Source organism: Jiangella asiatica, from assembly GCF_004349065.1.
Classification (GTDB): domain Bacteria; phylum Actinomycetota; class Actinomycetes; order Jiangellales; family Jiangellaceae; genus Jiangella; species Jiangella asiatica.
Genome location: NZ_SMKZ01000045.1, coordinates 42,276 through 57,242 on the forward strand (window position 1 = coordinate 42,276; position 14,967 = coordinate 57,242).

17 protein-coding genes and 3 tRNA genes are annotated in these 14,967 nt (G+C 70.1%); 8 read left to right on the top strand and 12 right to left on the bottom strand.

Going from position 1 to position 14,967, the window contains the following annotated elements:
- Positions 1 to 25 precede the first annotated feature (25 nt).
- The 4 genes from E1269_RS24325 to rpmG all read right to left on the bottom strand — a co-directional run bounded on the left by E1269_RS24325 (position 26) and on the right by rpmG (position 2,226).
- Positions 26 to 1,093, bottom strand: a complete 1,068-nt coding sequence (locus E1269_RS24325) for a UDP-N-acetylmuramate dehydrogenase (protein WP_131899423.1) — start codon at positions 1,091 to 1,093, stop codon at positions 26 to 28.
- A gap of 13 nt (positions 1,094 to 1,106) precedes the next feature.
- Entirely contained in the window at positions 1,107 to 1,556 is a 450-nt protein-coding gene (locus E1269_RS24330; protein ID WP_131899425.1) for a MaoC/PaaZ C-terminal domain-containing protein, read from the bottom strand.
- Positions 1,549 to 2,010: an FAS1-like dehydratase domain-containing protein gene (locus tag E1269_RS24335; RefSeq protein WP_131899427.1), complete on the bottom strand. Its 462-nt coding sequence runs from the start codon at positions 2,008 to 2,010 to the stop codon at positions 1,549 to 1,551. Before E1269_RS24335 ends, E1269_RS24330 begins: the two co-directional genes overlap by 8 nt.
- A gap of 84 nt (positions 2,011 to 2,094) precedes the next feature.
- Entirely contained in the window at positions 2,095 to 2,226 is a 132-nt protein-coding gene (gene rpmG, locus E1269_RS33580; protein ID WP_221441588.1) for a 50S ribosomal protein L33, read from the bottom strand.
- Between the two features lie 401 nt (positions 2,227 to 2,627).
- Here rpmG and E1269_RS24345 point away from each other — a divergent pair, with 401 nt between their 5' ends.
- Both E1269_RS24345 and E1269_RS33925 read left to right on the top strand, forming a co-directional pair.
- On the top strand, positions 2,628 to 2,876 hold the full coding sequence (locus tag E1269_RS24345) for a response regulator (protein WP_131899429.1): 249 nt from the start codon (positions 2,628 to 2,630) through the stop codon (positions 2,874 to 2,876).
- On the top strand, positions 2,864 to 3,037 hold the full coding sequence (locus tag E1269_RS33925; protein WP_131899431.1) for a LuxR C-terminal-related transcriptional regulator: 174 nt from the start codon (positions 2,864 to 2,866) through the stop codon (positions 3,035 to 3,037). Before E1269_RS24345 ends, E1269_RS33925 begins: the two co-directional genes overlap by 13 nt.
- 450 nt (positions 3,038 to 3,487) lie before the next feature.
- On the opposite strand, the gene E1269_RS24355 is transcribed toward E1269_RS33925, so the two are convergent.
- From E1269_RS24355 to E1269_RS24365, 3 genes are all read right to left on the bottom strand, one after another.
- A tRNA-Met gene (locus tag E1269_RS24355) sits at positions 3,488 to 3,561 on the bottom strand.
- Positions 3,562 to 3,601: 40 nt separating this feature from the next.
- A tRNA-Thr gene (locus tag E1269_RS24360) sits at positions 3,602 to 3,674 on the bottom strand.
- 128 nt (positions 3,675 to 3,802) lie between these two features.
- Positions 3,803 to 3,884 (bottom strand) — tRNA-Tyr (locus E1269_RS24365).
- A 131-nt stretch (positions 3,885 to 4,015) separates the two neighbouring features.
- Between E1269_RS24365 and E1269_RS24370 the strand changes: the two genes are divergently transcribed.
- Both E1269_RS24370 and E1269_RS24380 read left to right on the top strand, forming a co-directional pair.
- The gene (locus tag E1269_RS24370; RefSeq protein ID WP_131899433.1) at positions 4,016 to 4,510 is read left to right on the top strand and encodes a YajQ family cyclic di-GMP-binding protein; all 495 of its coding nucleotides are present in this window, start codon (positions 4,016 to 4,018) and stop codon (positions 4,508 to 4,510) included.
- 570 nt (positions 4,511 to 5,080) lie between these two features.
- Complete coding sequence (locus E1269_RS24380; protein WP_131899437.1) at positions 5,081 to 5,908, top strand: SDR family oxidoreductase; 828 nt, start codon at positions 5,081 to 5,083, stop codon at positions 5,906 to 5,908.
- Positions 5,909 to 5,946: 38 nt separating this feature from the next.
- On the opposite strand, the gene E1269_RS24385 is transcribed toward E1269_RS24380, so the two are convergent.
- The 4 genes from E1269_RS24385 to E1269_RS24400 form a co-directional block, all read right to left on the bottom strand.
- Positions 5,947 to 6,660: an SDR family oxidoreductase gene (locus E1269_RS24385; RefSeq protein ID WP_131899439.1), complete on the bottom strand. Its 714-nt coding sequence runs from the start codon at positions 6,658 to 6,660 to the stop codon at positions 5,947 to 5,949.
- A 99-nt stretch (positions 6,661 to 6,759) separates the two neighbouring features.
- Entirely contained in the window at positions 6,760 to 7,650 is an 891-nt protein-coding gene (locus tag E1269_RS24390; protein ID WP_203434030.1) for a M48 family metalloprotease, read from the bottom strand.
- A 67-nt stretch (positions 7,651 to 7,717) separates the two neighbouring features.
- Positions 7,718 to 7,924, bottom strand: a complete 207-nt coding sequence (locus tag E1269_RS24395) for a YbdD/YjiX family protein (RefSeq protein WP_203434025.1) — start codon at positions 7,922 to 7,924, stop codon at positions 7,718 to 7,720.
- Between the two features lie 5 nt (positions 7,925 to 7,929).
- On the bottom strand, positions 7,930 to 10,164 hold the full coding sequence (locus E1269_RS24400; protein ID WP_131899462.1) for a carbon starvation CstA family protein: 2,235 nt from the start codon (positions 10,162 to 10,164) through the stop codon (positions 7,930 to 7,932).
- 205 nt (positions 10,165 to 10,369) lie between these two features.
- On the opposite strand from E1269_RS24400, the gene E1269_RS24405 reads away from it, so the two are divergent.
- The 3 genes from E1269_RS24405 to rarD all read left to right on the top strand — a co-directional run bounded on the left by E1269_RS24405 (position 10,370) and on the right by rarD (position 14,305).
- Positions 10,370 to 12,229, top strand: coding sequence for a 2-oxoacid:acceptor oxidoreductase subunit alpha (locus E1269_RS24405; protein WP_420810666.1), 1,860 nt, complete (start codon positions 10,370 to 10,372; stop codon positions 12,227 to 12,229).
- Positions 12,226 to 13,284: a 2-oxoacid:ferredoxin oxidoreductase subunit beta gene (locus E1269_RS24410; RefSeq protein WP_203434026.1), complete on the top strand. Its 1,059-nt coding sequence runs from the start codon at positions 12,226 to 12,228 to the stop codon at positions 13,282 to 13,284. Before E1269_RS24405 ends, E1269_RS24410 begins: the two co-directional genes overlap by 4 nt.
- Positions 13,285 to 13,387: 103 nt before the next feature.
- Positions 13,388 to 14,305 carry an EamA family transporter RarD gene (gene rarD, locus E1269_RS24415; protein ID WP_131899442.1) on the top strand — a complete coding sequence of 306 codons (918 nt, stop codon included), beginning with the start codon at positions 13,388 to 13,390 and terminating at the stop codon, positions 14,303 to 14,305.
- Between the two features lie 29 nt (positions 14,306 to 14,334).
- On the opposite strand, the gene E1269_RS24420 is transcribed toward rarD, so the two are convergent.
- Entirely contained in the window at positions 14,335 to 14,622 is a 288-nt protein-coding gene (locus E1269_RS24420; RefSeq protein WP_131899444.1) for a winged helix-turn-helix domain-containing protein, read from the bottom strand.
- An 81-nt stretch (positions 14,623 to 14,703) separates the two neighbouring features.
- Between E1269_RS24420 and E1269_RS24425 the strand changes: the two genes are divergently transcribed.
- Complete coding sequence (locus E1269_RS24425) at positions 14,704 to 14,940, top strand: hypothetical protein (RefSeq protein ID WP_131899446.1); 237 nt, start codon at positions 14,704 to 14,706, stop codon at positions 14,938 to 14,940.
- Positions 14,941 to 14,967: the final 27 nt, after the last annotated feature.

Consider the following 14,967-nt stretch of genomic DNA (forward strand, 5'->3'; position numbering starts at 1 on the left):
CGTTTGATCAAGGCGGGAGGGCAGGCTAGAGCGAGCAGCCGACCAGCGTGGGCTCCGGCGCGAGCTCGACGCCGAAGGCCGCGCGGACGCCGTCGCGAACCTCGCGGGCCAGCGCGAGCAGCTCGGCGGTGCTCGCCTCGCCGCGGTTGGTCAGTGCCAAGGTGTGCTTGGTGGACAGTGAGACGTCGCGCCGCCCGCCGGCGTAGCCGCGGGTGAACCCGGCGTGCTCGATCAGCCAGGCGGCGCTGGTCTTGACCCGTCCGTCGCCTGCCGGCCAGCGGGGCGCTGCCTCGGGTAGGTCGGCGGCGCCGGCCTCGTCGAGGATCGGGTTGGTGAAGAACGACCCGGCGCTCCAGGTGTCATGGTCGGCGGGGTCGAGCACCATGCCCTTGCCGGCGCGCAGAGCTAGGACGGCGGCGCGGACCTCGGTGAGCCTCGCGCGTTCGCCCACGGCCACGCCGAGCTCGCGGGCCAGCTCGGGGTAGGCGACCGGCGCGCCGAGGTCGCCCTCGCGCAGCTGGTAGCTGACGGTTAGGACGACGTAGCGGTCGGCGCCCTTGAAGCGGCTGTCGCGGTAGGCGAAGCGGCAGTCGGCGTTGGCGAAGGTGTGGATGCGGCGGTCCTGGCGGTCGTAGGTGCGTACCTGCCAGACCGTCTGGGCGACCTCCTGGCCGTAGGCGCCGACGTTCTGCATCGGGGTGGCGCCGACGAGGCCGGGGATGCCGGACAGCGCCTCGATGCCGGACCATTCGCGCTGGATGGCATACGCGACGAGGTCGTCCCACGGCTCGCCGGCCGCGGCGGACACCAGCACGCCACCACAGGCGGCCAGCGCTCCGGAGTCGCACGACGCGGACGTGTCGGCCTCGACGCCACGAGTGGCGACCTTGACCACCGTGCCGTCGAAGCCGGCGTCGTCGACGACCAGGTTGGACCCGCCGCCGAGCAGGAGCACAGGCTCGCCGCGCTCGTCGCAGCCACGGACCGACGCGACGAGCTCGTCCTCGGTGGTGGCCTCGACGACGCGCTTGGCCGGCCCGCCGACGCGCAGCGTGGTCAGCCCGGCAAGGGGGACGTCCAAGGTCTCGCGCATGAAGGGCTCCTGGTCAGGATGCCAGCCCGGGCCGCCCGCCCGGCATCCGGCACAGCGCGCGGGCCTGGGTCAGGACCTTCTGGTCGCCGACCCGCACGGTGATCTCGAGCGCGACGACGCCGTCGTCGCGCACCTCGATGACCGCAGCCGCCACCCGGACGGCGACACCGGTGTCGTCGTCGGGAACCACCACCGGGCGCGCGAAGCGGACGCGGTACTCGATGACGGCCGCGGGGTCGCCCAACCAGTCGGTGAGCAGCCGGAGGGACAGCGCCATGGTGAGCATGCCGTGCGCCAGCACGCCGGGCAGCCCGACTGACTTGGCCACGCGCTCGTTCCAGTGGATGGGGTTGAAGTCACCCGAGGCGCCGGCGTAGCGGACCAGGTGCTCGCGGGTGACCCAGTACGTCTGGTCGGCGACCACCTCGCCGACGGCGAGATGCTCGGACACCCGCTCAGTCACGGGAGTCCCTGTCCGACGAGTCCTCCGGCCGGACCAGCAAGGTGGCGAGGGAGACGCAGATGTCGGCGCCGGTTTCGTCACGCACCTGGGAACGGATCTTCAGCAGGTCGTTGCCGGCGACGGCCCGGACGCTGTCGAGGCGGGTGGTCGTCTCCACTCGGGTTCCCACCCGCAGCGGCTGGGAGTAGGTGAAGCGCTGGTCGACGTGGACGACCCGGGCGAACTCGATGCCGAGATCGTCCATGAGGATGTCGAAACCACGCATGACCGGGATCATCGCGAATGTCGGGGGTGCGACGACATCCTCGTGCCCGTGCTCGCGGGCCGCATCGGTGTCGACGTACGCGGGGTTGGCGTCGCCGATCGCCTCCGCGAACTCGCGGATCTTCTCCCTGCTCACCTCGTAGGGCTGAGCTGGGTAGACCCGTCCGACGACCGAAGGATCAATGGGCATGCGCAGACGCTACCGTCACCGCTGTGAACCACCGACGGGCGACCCGGTCAGTGGGGACCGTCACGGCCGTGCCCTCCCGGAGCCTCAGCGGGTCTCGCGGTGGACAGTGTGCGTGCGGCAGCGCGGGCAGAACTTCTTCAAGTCGAGCCGGTCGGGGTCGTTCCGCCGGTTCTTCTTGGTGATGTAGTTGCGCTCCTTGCACTCCGTGCAGGCCATGGTGATCTTCGGGCGGATGTCAGCGCTCTTGGCGGCCACGGGTGCCTCTTTCGAAGACGTCTTGGATCGTAAGAACCTTGCTAGGGTAACCGACCAGGTCATGTCGCACCGAATCGGCGACGACGGGGTACCCCGGCCGGCGTGGTAGCGGGGGCGGGACTCGAACCCGCGACGCAACGTTCACGAGTCACATGGACTCGTCCCCCGCCGAAACGGGCCCCCCATTGCTGGGGTGCCCTACAAAACCTCTGGTCAGAAGCGGACTACTCGTTCCAACCATGATTCTTGCGATGTAGAGATTAGCCCATCCCTCGGCTGGGGTCGAACCGGCTCGAAGTGGCTACCGCCGAGGTCGCGCCGACCCATCGAATCTTTCGCTAGGGCGCCGCGAGGCGCCCGGAGTGCGGGTACTGGCGCTGACAATGCTCGACGATGAGGCGTCGCTGCGCGCAGCGATGGAGGCCGGGGCGGCCGGCTACCTTGTGAAGGGCGCCCGCCCCGAGGACGTGATCAGGGCGGTGCTGTCAGTGGCGGCCGGCGAGCTGGTGTTCGGCGCGAGCGTGGCCGACCGTGTGCTGCGGCACCTCAGCGCACCCCGGCCGCCGGCACTGCCGAACTCACCGACCGGGAGCGCGAGGTGCTCTCCCTGATCACCGCGGGCCTGCCGAACCGCACCATCGCGAGCCGGCTGACGATCAGCCCCAAGACGGTCCGCAACCACATCTCCAACATCTTCACCAAGCTCCAGGTCGCCGACCGGGACGGCGCGATCGCCCGGGCGCGGGAGGCCGGGCTAGCCGATGCGCCCTAGTTCTGCTCGCCTATGCCCGTCCACGGGCCCGCTGACCATGCGCGTCAACCGCGTCGCCTACACCGCGCCCGGCGGCGATAGGCGGGGGTGTCGGTCGCGCCTGCCACCCCGCCCCATGTAGGGCGACGTTCTCAGCTGCGCGGCGCTGGGCTCAGCGTCCGAATGACGGCTGGCGCTGGTCTCCTCCTCCGGCCGTAAAGCGAGCTTGTCCAGGTACCGTGCGGGCGCTGGGTTCCCGGTTTCTGGGGCTCGGCCTCGACGCGGACCATGAACAGCCTGGACCGACACGCAGAGATGAGCGCCGAGCCCGGCCGAGCGGCGGCAAGCTCGCTCACCGGTCCTCGGGGATGAATCCGGGGGCAGCAGCCGATACGCCGGACTCTCTGCCGAGTTCTGCATCGTCCCGTTCTTCCCGGAACGGAAAAACCCCTGGCAGACCAGGGGTTTCGGTAGCGGGGGCGGGACTCGAACCCGCGACACAACGATTATGAGCCGTTTGCTCTAACCACCTGAGCTACCCCGCCAGTGGGAGCCGGCGCCGCGCTGACGGCGCAGCCTCACCAGAGCCCCAATACGGAATCGAACCGTAGACCTTCTCCTTACCATGGAGACGCTCTGCCGACTGAGCTATTGGGGCGTGTGCGCCAGACGAGACTACACAACGTCGGACGCTCCGCGAAATCCACCTCGACCCCGCTGATCATGCCCTCCCGCGGCCGCCGGCCGACCGTGTCGGGACATGATCCACGAAGCCTTTACGAGGTGTGGCAGGTGCAGGATTCGAACCTGCGTAGGCTGTGCCGGCTGATTTACAGTCAGCTCCCTTTGGCCGCTCGGGCAACCTGCCGTGGTTCCAGGCCTACGGCCGGGACCGGTGAGAGGATACAACAGTGCGGCCGGCGCCGGACAATCGGCGCGGCGACCAGGATCTCGTCCGGCATCGCGGCACGCGCGACACCGGACCCGAAGGGAGCGATCGTGGCAAGCGAGTCCTCGTTCGACGTGGTGAGCAAGGTCGACCGGCAGGAGGTGGACAACGCCCTGAACCAGGCGGCCAAGGAGATCTCGCAGCGCTTCGACTTCCGTGGCACCGGCGCCTCCATCCGCTGGCTCGGCGAGCTGGCCATCGAGATGGAGGCCTCCGCCGAAGACCGCGTGAACGCCGTGCTCGATGTCCTCAAGGACAAGCTGGTCAAGCGCAAGGTCTCGCTCAAGGCGCTCGACGCGGGTGAGCCGCGCAGCTCGGGCAGCGTCTACAAGATCACCGCGACCCTGCAGGACGGTCTCGACCAGGACCAGGCGAAGAAGATCACGAAGGCGATCCGCGACGAGGGCCCCAAGGGCGTGCGCGCCCAGGTCCAGGGCGACGAAGTGCGGGTCTCGTCGAAGAAGAAGGACGACCTCCAGGCGGTCATGGCCATGCTGCGCGAGCAGGACTTCGACTTCGCTCTGCAGTTCGTGAACTACCGATAGCGGAACGGCCGTCAGGTGTTGGCCGCCACGTTGGATGACGACGTGATCGCCCAACCCTCCATGATCATCAACGGTTGGCGACACCATGACGTCGCCAACCGTTGATGATCACCGGAAAGCGGTGTGGGTACTCGGTGTCGGACTCCTCACCGCCGCAGTAGTCACCGAGCTGCGCAAACCGCCCGAAGGGCGGACGTGGGAGGGGAAGATCGCTGGAATGGTGCCCTACGACCTACGCCCACCAACACTCGAGCGGCTGCGCGACAAGGTGTGGGCTCCCGAGGGCACTCTGATCACGCCACACGGTTTCGGCGTGGGCTGGTCGGTGAACCTAGGCAGGATTGCGCGCCGTCTCGGCCTGGCGTAGCCACCCAGTCTCCAAATCGATCGTCACCGGATGGTGACCGTGTGGCCGGGAAGTCGGCCACCAGCCGGACCTTGCCCCCGTGGGCCTCGATGGCGCAGCGATGGTAGCGACCTCGGTCCGGGCCCGGCGGCCGTCGTCGTGTCCTCGTCATCCCGCGCCGGCCGTCGACGTGGCGCGATGCGGTGCCCTAACGTTGGCGGATCATGAACATCCTGATCGCGGGCGGCAGTGGCTTCCTGGGCTGCGAGCTGGCTCGGCAGGCACGTGCAGCTGGGCACGCAGTCACGGCGACCTTCGCGACCCGCGCCGGCCATTTCCCCGGGATCCGCTGGCTGGCCATGGACCTTCGTCACGACGACGAGATCGCCTCGGCGCTCAGGGAGACCCGACCGGACGTCGTCGTCAACGCGGCGTATCGCAAGGCCGACTGGGCGACCACGGCCGACGGCGCGATCGGCCTGGCGCTGGCCGCGACGCGGCACGGTTCCCGGCTGGTGCACGTGTCCAGCGACGCCGTCTTCTCCGGCGCCGACGTCCGCTACGACGAGTCCGCCTCGCCCGATCCGATCAACCCGTACGGTGCCGCGAAGGCCGCGGCCGAGACGGCGATCCGCCTCCTCGCCCCGGCCGCCGTGGTCGCCCGCACGTCGCTGATCATCGGCGACGGCGACTCCGTGCACGAGGAAGCCGTCCACGAGCTGGCGACCGGGCGGCGCCACGGCGTGCTGTTCACCGATGACATCCGCTGCCCGGTTCATGTGGCCGACCTCGCCGGCGCCCTTCTCGAGCTGGCCGCCTCCGATCGGTCGGGCGTGTGCCACGTTGCCGGATCGGACGCGGTGAGCCGCCACGAGCTCGGTGTGCTGATCGCCGAGCGCGACGGCTTGGATGCCTCCGCGCTGGCCACCGGCCGCCGCGCCGACACCGGTCCCCCTGGGCCGCTGGACGTCCGCCTGGACAGCACCCGGACGCAACGCACACTGAGGACCGCGCTGCGCGGCGCCCGCGACTTCCTCCGTCGTGAGCGCTGACGTCGTGCGTGCCGACCTCGGGACGGCGCTCACGAAGCTCAGCGCAGCCCGCCGTCGACGTCGAGGGTGACGCCCGTCGTGTAGGCGTTCTCCAGCAGGAATACGGCCGCGTGCGCGGCCTCGTCGGCCGTGCCGATCCGCCCGAGCGTCGCCTCGCGCCCGGCGAGCTCGACGTACTCGCGCCGCGCCGCGGGCTCCATCGGTTCCCCGCCGCCGAGCGTATCGATGCGCCCGGGCGACAGCGCGTTCACCCGTACCGGCGCCGCCTCCAGCGCCAGCACTTTCACCAGCCCTTCGATCGCGCCGTTGACCGCCGCGAACGGCGCCAGCCCGACGGCGGCCTTGCGGTACAGGAAGCCGGAGAACAGCAGCATCGAGCCGCCCGGCGCGATCTGCGGCAGGGCGGCCCGCGCGACGCGGTACTGACCCCAGAACTTGGTCTCGAAGAAGTCGCGCACGTCACGCTCGGCGAGGTCGGTGAACGGTCCGGCGACGGCGCCGGCCGCGGCGCACACCAGGTGGTCGAGCGGGCCGAGCTCGGCGAACGCCTCGTCGACGGCCGCCGCGTCCGTGACGTCGACCGCCCGGTAGGTCGCGGCCGGGCCCATCTCGTCGGCGGCGGCCTTGAGCCTCCGCTCGGTGCGGCCCAGCAGCACGACCGACGCGCCGCGAGCGGCCGCCGCCCGCGCCGTCGCCAACCCGATCCCGCTGCCGCCTCCGGTGATCACGACTCGCTTGCCCGACAGGGACATGGCGCTCCTCACGCTCGGCAGACCGACAGCTGGGATCAACCCGCGCGGCGCCGGAGCTATTTCGACGACGCACCCGGCGATGGGCGCCGCGCGGCTTCTTCACCTGCGGTAGCCCGCGCGCTGTTCGAGGCGGGCCACCCGCTCGGCCATCGGCGGGTGCGTCGCGAACAGCCGAGCGATGCCGGTTTGCTGCAGCGGACTCGCGATCATGAGGTGGCTGGTGGCGACGATGTCGCGCTCGGGCGGCAGGACGAGCGTGCGGGTGCTGGTGTCCAGCTTGCGCAGCGCCCCGGCCAGGCCGAGGGGATCGCCGGTGATGCGGGTGGCCTCGGCATCGGCCTCGTACTCGCGGGCAGGGCTGACACTGACGCGGACGATCGCCGCCGCCAGCGGTCCGAGGACGATGAGCAGGACGCGACCGGCGGCGCCGACGCGGTCGCCGTCGCCGCCGAAGACCCGCAAGCCGGCGGCGACCATGACCACGCTCGCCGCCGCCCCCGCCATCGACGAGACGACGGTGTCGCCGCGGCGGATGTGCGCAAGCTCATGCCCGACGACGCCACGCAGCTCGCGCTCGTCGAGCAGGGCCAGGATGCCCTCGGTGCAGCAGACGGCGGCGCGCGCCGGGCCGCGGCCGGTGGCGAACGCGTTGACCGCCTTGGTGGGGCTGACGTAGACCCGCGGCATGGGGACCCGCGCCGGTGCCGTGAGCTCGCGGACGACGCGGTAGAGCGCCGGTTGCTCGGCCTCGCTGACGGGGTAGGCGCGCATGGCCCGCAGCACGATGGCATCGGCGCGCAGGTAGACGTAACCGTCGAAGGCGACGACGCCGACGGCGGCCACGGCGAGCCCGACCGGACCGAACCACGATCCGATCACGACCCCCACGGCCGACAGCGCCACCAGCAACACGGCGGCCTTCACACGATTGAGCTGCACGTCCACCTCTCGGGCACCCGTCGCGCCGACAACGGCGGCCCTCTTGGTCATCACGGTCAACGCACCGCGCACCGGCGAGGTTCCGGCCGGGCCGCCGAGCGGCGGCGCGGCCGGCGGCTCAGCAGCAGCGCTGCTGAGGCTCGTGCTCTCGTCGGTCCTGCCGGCGCCGCTCGAACTCGCGGCGGGTCAGCACCGTCGCGCCGGCGTCGTGCTGGCGACAGTGCTCGACATACCGATCGTAGGCGGACTCGCCGCTGACCTCGCGCAGATACCACCAGACGCCGGCCGCGGCACGCGTCACCGCGCCCGTCACCGCGCCGGTCACGCGGCTCACCGCGGACCGGCCGCGGCGCCGTCGCCATCGGATCCGACAGGTCCGCCGTCGCCGCCGGGTTCCCTGCCCCGGCCGGCCGCCACGGAAGCCATGAGCTGCCGCTCCTCACGGGTGGGTATCAGCCCGGACGGCGCGACGAGCTCGGACTCCACGAACGGTGCCTCACTGTCGACGACGGCGGATGGGTTGCGCAGGGTCTTGACACAGACTCTGGCCGCGTCGGCGATGACGATGATCACCAGGAGCGCGAAGAACGCCGCCAGGATGCCGTCGACCGTGGTGTTGGTGACCACCTGCTCCATGTCGTCCAGCGACTGCGCCGGCGGCAGCACCTCGCCGTTGTCCAGCGCTTCGGAGAACCGGTCGCGCTGGGCGAAGAACCCGAGCGTGGGGTCGTCGGAGAACACCTTCTGCCAGCTGGCGGTCAGAGTGACGGTGGCGTCCCACAGCAGGGGGATGCCGGTCACCCAGGCCCACTTGAGCTGGCCCCGCTTGATCAGGATGACCGTCGCCACGGTCAGTGCGATCGCGGCGAGCAGCTGGTTCGCGATGCCGAACAGGGGGAAGAGTTGGTTGATGCCGCCGAGCGGATCGGTGACGCCGGCATACAGGAAGTAGCCCCACCCACCGACCACGAGGGCGCTGGTGAGCCAGAGGCCGGGCTTCCACGACACGTCGCGCATCGGCTTCCAGACGTTGCCCAGCGTGTCCTGCAGCATGAACCGCCCGACACGCGTGCCGGCGTCCACCGTCGTCAGGATGAACAGCGCTTCGAACATGATCGCGAAGTGGTACCAGAACGCCTGCCCGCCCGCACCGAAGGCGTCGGAGAAGATCTGCGACATGCCGACGGCCAGGGTCGGCGCGCCGCCGGTTCTGGCCACGAGCGTCGATTCCTCGACGGCGGCCGCGGCGCCGGCCAGCTGGTCCGGCGTGATGGTGAAGCCGAGACCGGCCACGGCCTGCGACGCGGACTCCAGGCTGTCGCCGAGGAAGCCGGCCGGCGCGTTCATCGCGTAGTACAAGCCGGGGTCGATGATCGACGCTGCGATCATGGCGCTGACGGCGACGAACGACTCGACGAGCATGCCGCCGTAGCCGATCATCCGGACCTGCGACTCCTTCTCGATCAGCTTCGGCGTGGTGCCTGACGAGATCAGCGCGTGGAATCCGGACAGCGCGCCGCAGGCGATGGTGATGAACACGAACGGGAACAGCGAACCGGCGAAGACCGGGCCGTCACCGGTGGAGGCGAAGTCGGTGACCGCCTCGTTCTGCATCACCGGCCGGGCCAGCAAGAGTCCGACGGCCAGCAGCGCGATGGTGCCGATCTTCATGAAGGTCGAGAGGTAGTCGCGCGGCGCCAGCAGCATCCACACCGGCAGCACGGAGGCCACGAACCCGTAGATGATCAGGGCCCACACCAGCGCCTCCGGCGAGAGCGTGAACGTGTCCGCCCAGCTGGACTCCTGGACCCAGCCGCCGCCCACGATGGCCAGCAGCAACAGGGTGACGCCGATGAGGCTGGTCTCGATGACGCGGCCGGGCCGGATGGTGCGCAGGTAGAAGCCCATGAACAGCGCGATCGGGATGGTCATCGCGATCGAGAAGGTGCCCCACGCCGACTCGGCCAGCGCGTTGACGACCACGATGGCGAGCACCGCCAGCAGGATGATCATGATGGCGAACACGCCGACCAGCGCCGCGACCCCGCCGACGACGCCGATCTCCTCGCGCGCCATCTGGCCCAGGCTCTTGCCGTTGCGGCGCATGGAGAAGAACAGCACGACCATGTCCTGGACCGCGCCGGCGAAGATGACCCCCACGATGATCCAGAGGGTGCCGGGCAGGTAGCCCATCTGCGCCGCGAGGACCGGACCGACCAGCGGCCCGGCGCCGGCGATCGCGGCGAAGTGGTGGCCGAACAGGATGCGCCGGTCGGTCGGCTGGTAGTCGGTGTCGTTGCGCAGAGTCTCCGCCGGGGTGGCGCGGCGGTCGTCGACGCCGAGGACGCGGTTGGCGATGAACCGCGCGTAGAACCGGTAGGCGATCGCGTACGAGCCCAACGCGGCTGCCAGCAGCCACAGCGCCGAGATCTCCTCGTCCCGGACGAGCGCCACCACACCCCAGGCGACGGCACCGATGACGGCGACCGTCGTCCAGATCAGGATCGTACGGAGCGGAGGCCGTCCGCGAGCGGGTGTGGGAGCCGGGCGCGCGGCGTCGACCATGACAACCTCCGGAACTGATCTAGACCAGTTGGTGACCGTAGAGATTACGCGCAGATGTCCCATGGGTCGAGGGATGTCGGCCACGAGAGATCTCTCACGCTTCGGACGCGCAGACGGGAGTTGGCGAAAGTCGCCGTAGCATGGATGGTCGGGATCGACGAGGAGACACACCCGTCGCGGAGAACAAAGGAGGCGTCGACACACGGTGACGGTGAAGCACGTACGCGAACTCGACCGTGTGGTGATCCGATTCGCTGGTGACTCCGGTGACGGCATGCAGTTGACCGGCGACAGATTCACTGCCGAGGCCGCCTCCTTCGGCAACGACCTTTCGACGTTGCCCAACTTCCCGGCCGAGATCCGGGCGCCAGCCGGCACACTGCCCGGCGTTTCCAGCTTCCAGCTGCACTTCGCCAACTACGACATTCTCACGCCCGGCGACGCACCGGACGTGCTGGTGGCGATGAACCCGGCCGCGCTGAAGGCGAACCTGCCCGACGTCCCCAAGGGCGCCACCATCATCGTCGACACCGGCGACTTCACGCCGCGCGCGCTGAAGAAGGTCGGCTGGGACACCAACCCACTCGAGGACAGCACCCTCAGCGCCTACAAGGTGCACGCGCTGGACCTGTCCGGCATCACCATGGAGGCGCTGGCGCCGTTCGAGCTGTCGCGCAAGGACGCCTCCCGGTCCAAGAACATGTTCGCCCTCGGGCTGCTCTCGTGGATGTACGGCCGGTCCATCGACGGCACCGTGCGGTTCCTGCAGGAGAAGTTCGCCAGCCGCGAGACCATCCGCGACGCCAACATCGCCGCGCTCAAGGCCGGCTGGAACTACGGCGAGACCACCGAGGAGTTCGCCGTCTCCTACGAGGTGAAGCCGGCCGCCATGCCGGCTGGCATTTACCGCAACATCACCGGCAACCTCGCGCTGGCCTACGGCCTCGTCGCCGCCGCCCGGCAGTCGGGGCTGCCGCTGTTCCTGGGCTCCTACCCGATCACGCCGGCCTCGGACATCCTGCATGAGCTGTCCAAGCACAAGCGCTTCGGCGTGCGCACGTTCCAGGCCGAGGACGAGGTCGCGGCCATCGGCGCCGCGCTGGGTGCGTCGTTCGGTGGCGCTCTGGGTGTGACGACGACATCGGGTCCGGGCGTCGCGCTCAAGGGCGAGACCGTCGGCCTCGCGGTGTCGCTGGAGCTGCCACTGGTCGTCGTCGACGTGCAGCGTGGTGGTCCGTCCACCGGGCTGCCCACCAAGACCGAGCAGGCCGACCTGCTCCAGGTGCTCTACGGGCGCAACGGCGAGTCGCCGGTCCCCGTCGTCGCGGCTTCCTCTCCCTCGGACTGCTTCGACGCCGCGATCGAGGCCGCGCGCATCGCCGTCACCTACCGCACGCCGGTGTTCCTGCTGTCCGACGGCTACCTCGCCAACGGTTCCGAGCCGTGGGCGGTGCCGGACGTCGACGCGCTGCCGACCATCAACCCGGACTTCGCGCACGAGCTCAACTACGACGGCGACGGCGAGCACGCGTTCTGGCCCTACCTGCGCGACCCGGAGACGCTCGCCCGTCCGTGGGCCATCCCGGGCACGCCGGGGCTGGAGCACCGCATCGGCGGCATCGAGAAGCTCGACGGGCCCGGCACCATCTCCTACGACCCCAGCAACCACGACCGCATGGTGCGCCTGCGCCAGGCGAAGGTCGATGGCATCGCCGGAATCCCCGACCTCCAGGTCGACGACCCCAGCGGCGAGGCCCGGATGCTCGTGCTGGGCTGGGGTTCCACCTACGGCCCCATCGGCGCGGCGGTGCGGCGCGCCCGCAAGGCCGGCCACAACGTCGCCCAGGCGCACCTGCGCCACCTGAACCCCATGCCCGCCAACACCGGCGACGTGCTGAAGTCCTACGACCGCGTGCTCGTCCCGGAGATGAACCTCGGGCAGCTCGCGCTGCTGCTGCGCGGCAAGTACCTCGTCGACGTCGTCGGGTACAACCGCGTCCGCGGGCTGCCGTTCAAGGCCGAGGAACTGGCCGAAGTGATCGTTGAGGAGGTGGGCTCGCTGTGAGCGCGCCCGTCGAACTGGGAGCGCCCGGCCTCGCCGGCGTTCCCACCGCCGATGCACCGCAGACGAAGAAGGACTTCACCAGCGACCAAGAGGTCCGCTGGTGCCCCGGTTGCGGCGACTACGCCGTGCTCGCGGCCGTGCAGGGCTTCCTGCCCGACCTCGAGCTGGCCCGCGAGAACATCGTCTTCATCTCCGGCATCGGCTGCTCCTCGCGCTTCCCGTACTACATGAACACGTACGGGATGCACTCGATCCACGGCCGTGCGCCGACCATCGCGACCGGCCTGGCAGCGGCGCGCCCCGACCTGTCGGTGTGGGTCATCACCGGTGACGGCGACGCGCTGTCCATCGGCGGCAACCACCTGATCCACGCGCTGCGCCGCAACGTCAACCTGACGATCCTGCTGTTCAACAACCGCATCTACGGGCTGACGAAGGGCCAGTACTCGCCCACCAGCGAGCAGGGCAAGATCACCAAGTCGACGCCCATGGGCTCGCTGGAGGCGCCGTTCAACCCGATCTCGCTGGCGCTGGGCGCGGAGGCCACGTTCGTCGCGCGGACCATCGACTCCGACCGCAAGCACCTGACGTCGGTGCTGAGCGCCGCCGCCGCACACCGCGGCACGTCGCTCGTCGAGATCTACCAGAACTGCAACATCTTCAACGACGGTGCGTTCGAGATCCTGAAGAACAGGGACAGCCGCGACGAGGTGCTGATCCGCCTCGAGCACGGCGAGCCGGTCCGCTTCGGCGCTGACGGCCAGCACGGCGTCCGCCGCAACCCGGCCACCGGCGCGCTGGAGGTGTGCGACGGCGACGACCCCGGCCTCGTGGTCCACGACATCACCGCCGACGACCCCACCCAGGCGTTCGCGCTGTCCCGGCTGGCCGACCCGGGCACGCTGGCGCGCAGCCCCATCGGCATCTTCCGGCAGGTGGAGCGGCCCGCGTACGGCGACCTCATGAACCAACAGCTCGACGACGCCGTCACCGCCCAGGGCGAGGGCGACCTGCAGGACCTGCTGCGGGGCAAGGACACCTGGACGGTGGGCTGAGCTGCCTGGGTCCGCCTGGCTCGGCCCGCCGCCGCCGGGTCCGGCCGTCTCGCGTCATGAGCGAACTATGCGGTCGTTCCTGGCGTACCCGTAGCATGCACGGGTGAGTCCATCCCGGTCCGGCATCGCCTACGGCTTCGGTGCGTACGCGCTGTGGGGGCTCTTCCCGCTCTACATCAAGCTGCTCGACGAGATCGGCTCGGCCGAGATCCTGGCGCATCGGGTCGTCTGGTCGCTGGTCATCGTGCTCGCGCTGCTGGTAATCGGGCGCAACCTACGCCGGCTGCGCACGCTGGGCCGGCGCGCGTACGGTCTGCTCGCCCTGGCCGCCGTGCTGATCTGCATCAACTGGGGCGTCTACATCTGGGCGGTCAACAGTGACCAGATCGTCGAGACGTCGCTCGGCTACTTCATCAACCCACTGGTGACCGTCCTGCTCGGCGTCGTCGTCTTCGGCGAACGGCTGCGCCGCCTGCAGTGGGTGGCCATGGGGCTCGCCGCGATCGCCGTCATCATCCTGACCGTCGACTACGGCCGGCCGCCCTGGATCGCGCTGGCGCTGGCGTTCTCGTTCGGCACGTACGGCCTGGTGAAGAAGAAGGCCGCGGTCGACGCCGTCGAGAGCCTCGCCGTCGAGACCGCCGTGCTGTTCCTGCCCGCGCTGACCTACCTGGTCGTGCTCCAGGCCGACGGGTCGGCGGCGTTCGCCGAAGCCGGCTGGGGAGACACCCTCCTGCTGATCGGCTGCGGCATCGTCACGGCGACGCCGTTGCTGCTCTTCGGCGCCGCCGCGGTGCGCATCCCGCTGACGACCCTCGGCACCCTCCAGTACCTCACCCCGAGCCTGCAGTTCCTGCTCGGCGTCGCGGTCTACGGCGAGCAGGTGCCGCCAGTGCGATGGGTCGGGTTCGCGCTGATCTGGCTCGCGCTGATCGTGCTGACCGCGGAGGTCCTGGTGCGCCGACAGCGCCGCAACGCCGTCAGTCGTCGGGTCCTGGAGACCACCAGCGCTCCACGGTGAGTACCTGCCGGGCCAGCCCTCTCGGCGCGCTACCGGCCGTCCGCGGTATCGCCAGTGTCGTCGGCGCCGGGCTGCTCGGGCGCGACGAACGTGCCCTTGCCGTGGATGGTGAGGATGCGACGCTGGGAGCGCAGCTCCACCATGGCGCGCCGCACCGTCAGGTAGGCGACGCCGTACTCGGTGGCGAGCTCGCGCTCTGGTGGGAGCCGGGCGCCTGGCCGGAGCTCGCCGGCGTCGATGCGCGCACTGATGTGGTCGGCGACCGCGACGTACAGCAGTTCGTGCCCGGCGGGCTTGAACTCGGGTACGTCTCTCATGGAGACAACATAGAAGCTCTGCTGACCTGCACAAAGACACTGAGCTATGCAAAGGTATGTAGTGCCACTTAAAGTGTGCACATGCACGAGAACCACCTGACCGGCTGGCTGGTGTGGAGCCGGCCACCGGCACAGCTGCTCGATCAGATCGTCGTCACCGACGCGGACGGCCGGACCATGGCGAATCGCCCGCTGCCGTACGGCACCACGGGCACCCGCGCGTGGGACGTCACCCTGCGACAGCTCGGCTTCCGCCGACTGGGCGCCTGGATGCCCGCCACCGGCGGCTACACCTGCCGCCTCGAGTTCACCGACTGACGCCCGCCGCCCGCTCCCCCTCCGCCC

What these genes read in the sequence shown, in the direction of transcription:
- E1269_RS24390 (WP_203434030.1), bottom strand. Translation starts at nt 7,650, where the DNA reads ATGACCAAGAGGGCCGCCGTTGTCGGCGCGACGGGTGCCCGAGAGGTG.
- E1269_RS24385 (WP_131899439.1), bottom strand. Translation starts at nt 6,660, where the DNA reads ATGTCCCTGTCGGGCAAGCGAGTCGTGATCACCGGAGGCGGCAGCGGG.
- rpmG (WP_221441588.1), bottom strand. Translation starts at nt 2,226, where the DNA reads ATGGCCTGCACGGAGTGCAAGGAGCGCAACTACATCACCAAGAAGAAC.
- E1269_RS24325 (WP_131899423.1), bottom strand. Translation starts at nt 1,093, where the DNA reads ATGCGCGAGACCTTGGACGTCCCCCTTGCCGGGCTGACCACGCTGCGC.
- E1269_RS24380 (WP_131899437.1), top strand. Translation starts at nt 5,081, where the DNA reads ATGAACATCCTGATCGCGGGCGGCAGTGGCTTCCTGGGCTGCGAGCTG.
- E1269_RS24335 (WP_131899427.1), bottom strand. Translation starts at nt 2,010, where the DNA reads ATGCCCATTGATCCTTCGGTCGTCGGACGGGTCTACCCAGCTCAGCCC.
- E1269_RS24420 (WP_131899444.1), bottom strand. Translation starts at nt 14,622, where the DNA reads ATGAGAGACGTACCCGAGTTCAAGCCCGCCGGGCACGAACTGCTGTAC.
- E1269_RS24400 (WP_131899462.1), bottom strand. Translation starts at nt 10,164, where the DNA reads ATGGTCGACGCCGCGCGCCCGGCTCCCACACCCGCTCGCGGACGGCCT.
- E1269_RS24425 (WP_131899446.1), top strand. Translation starts at nt 14,704, where the DNA reads ATGCACGAGAACCACCTGACCGGCTGGCTGGTGTGGAGCCGGCCACCG.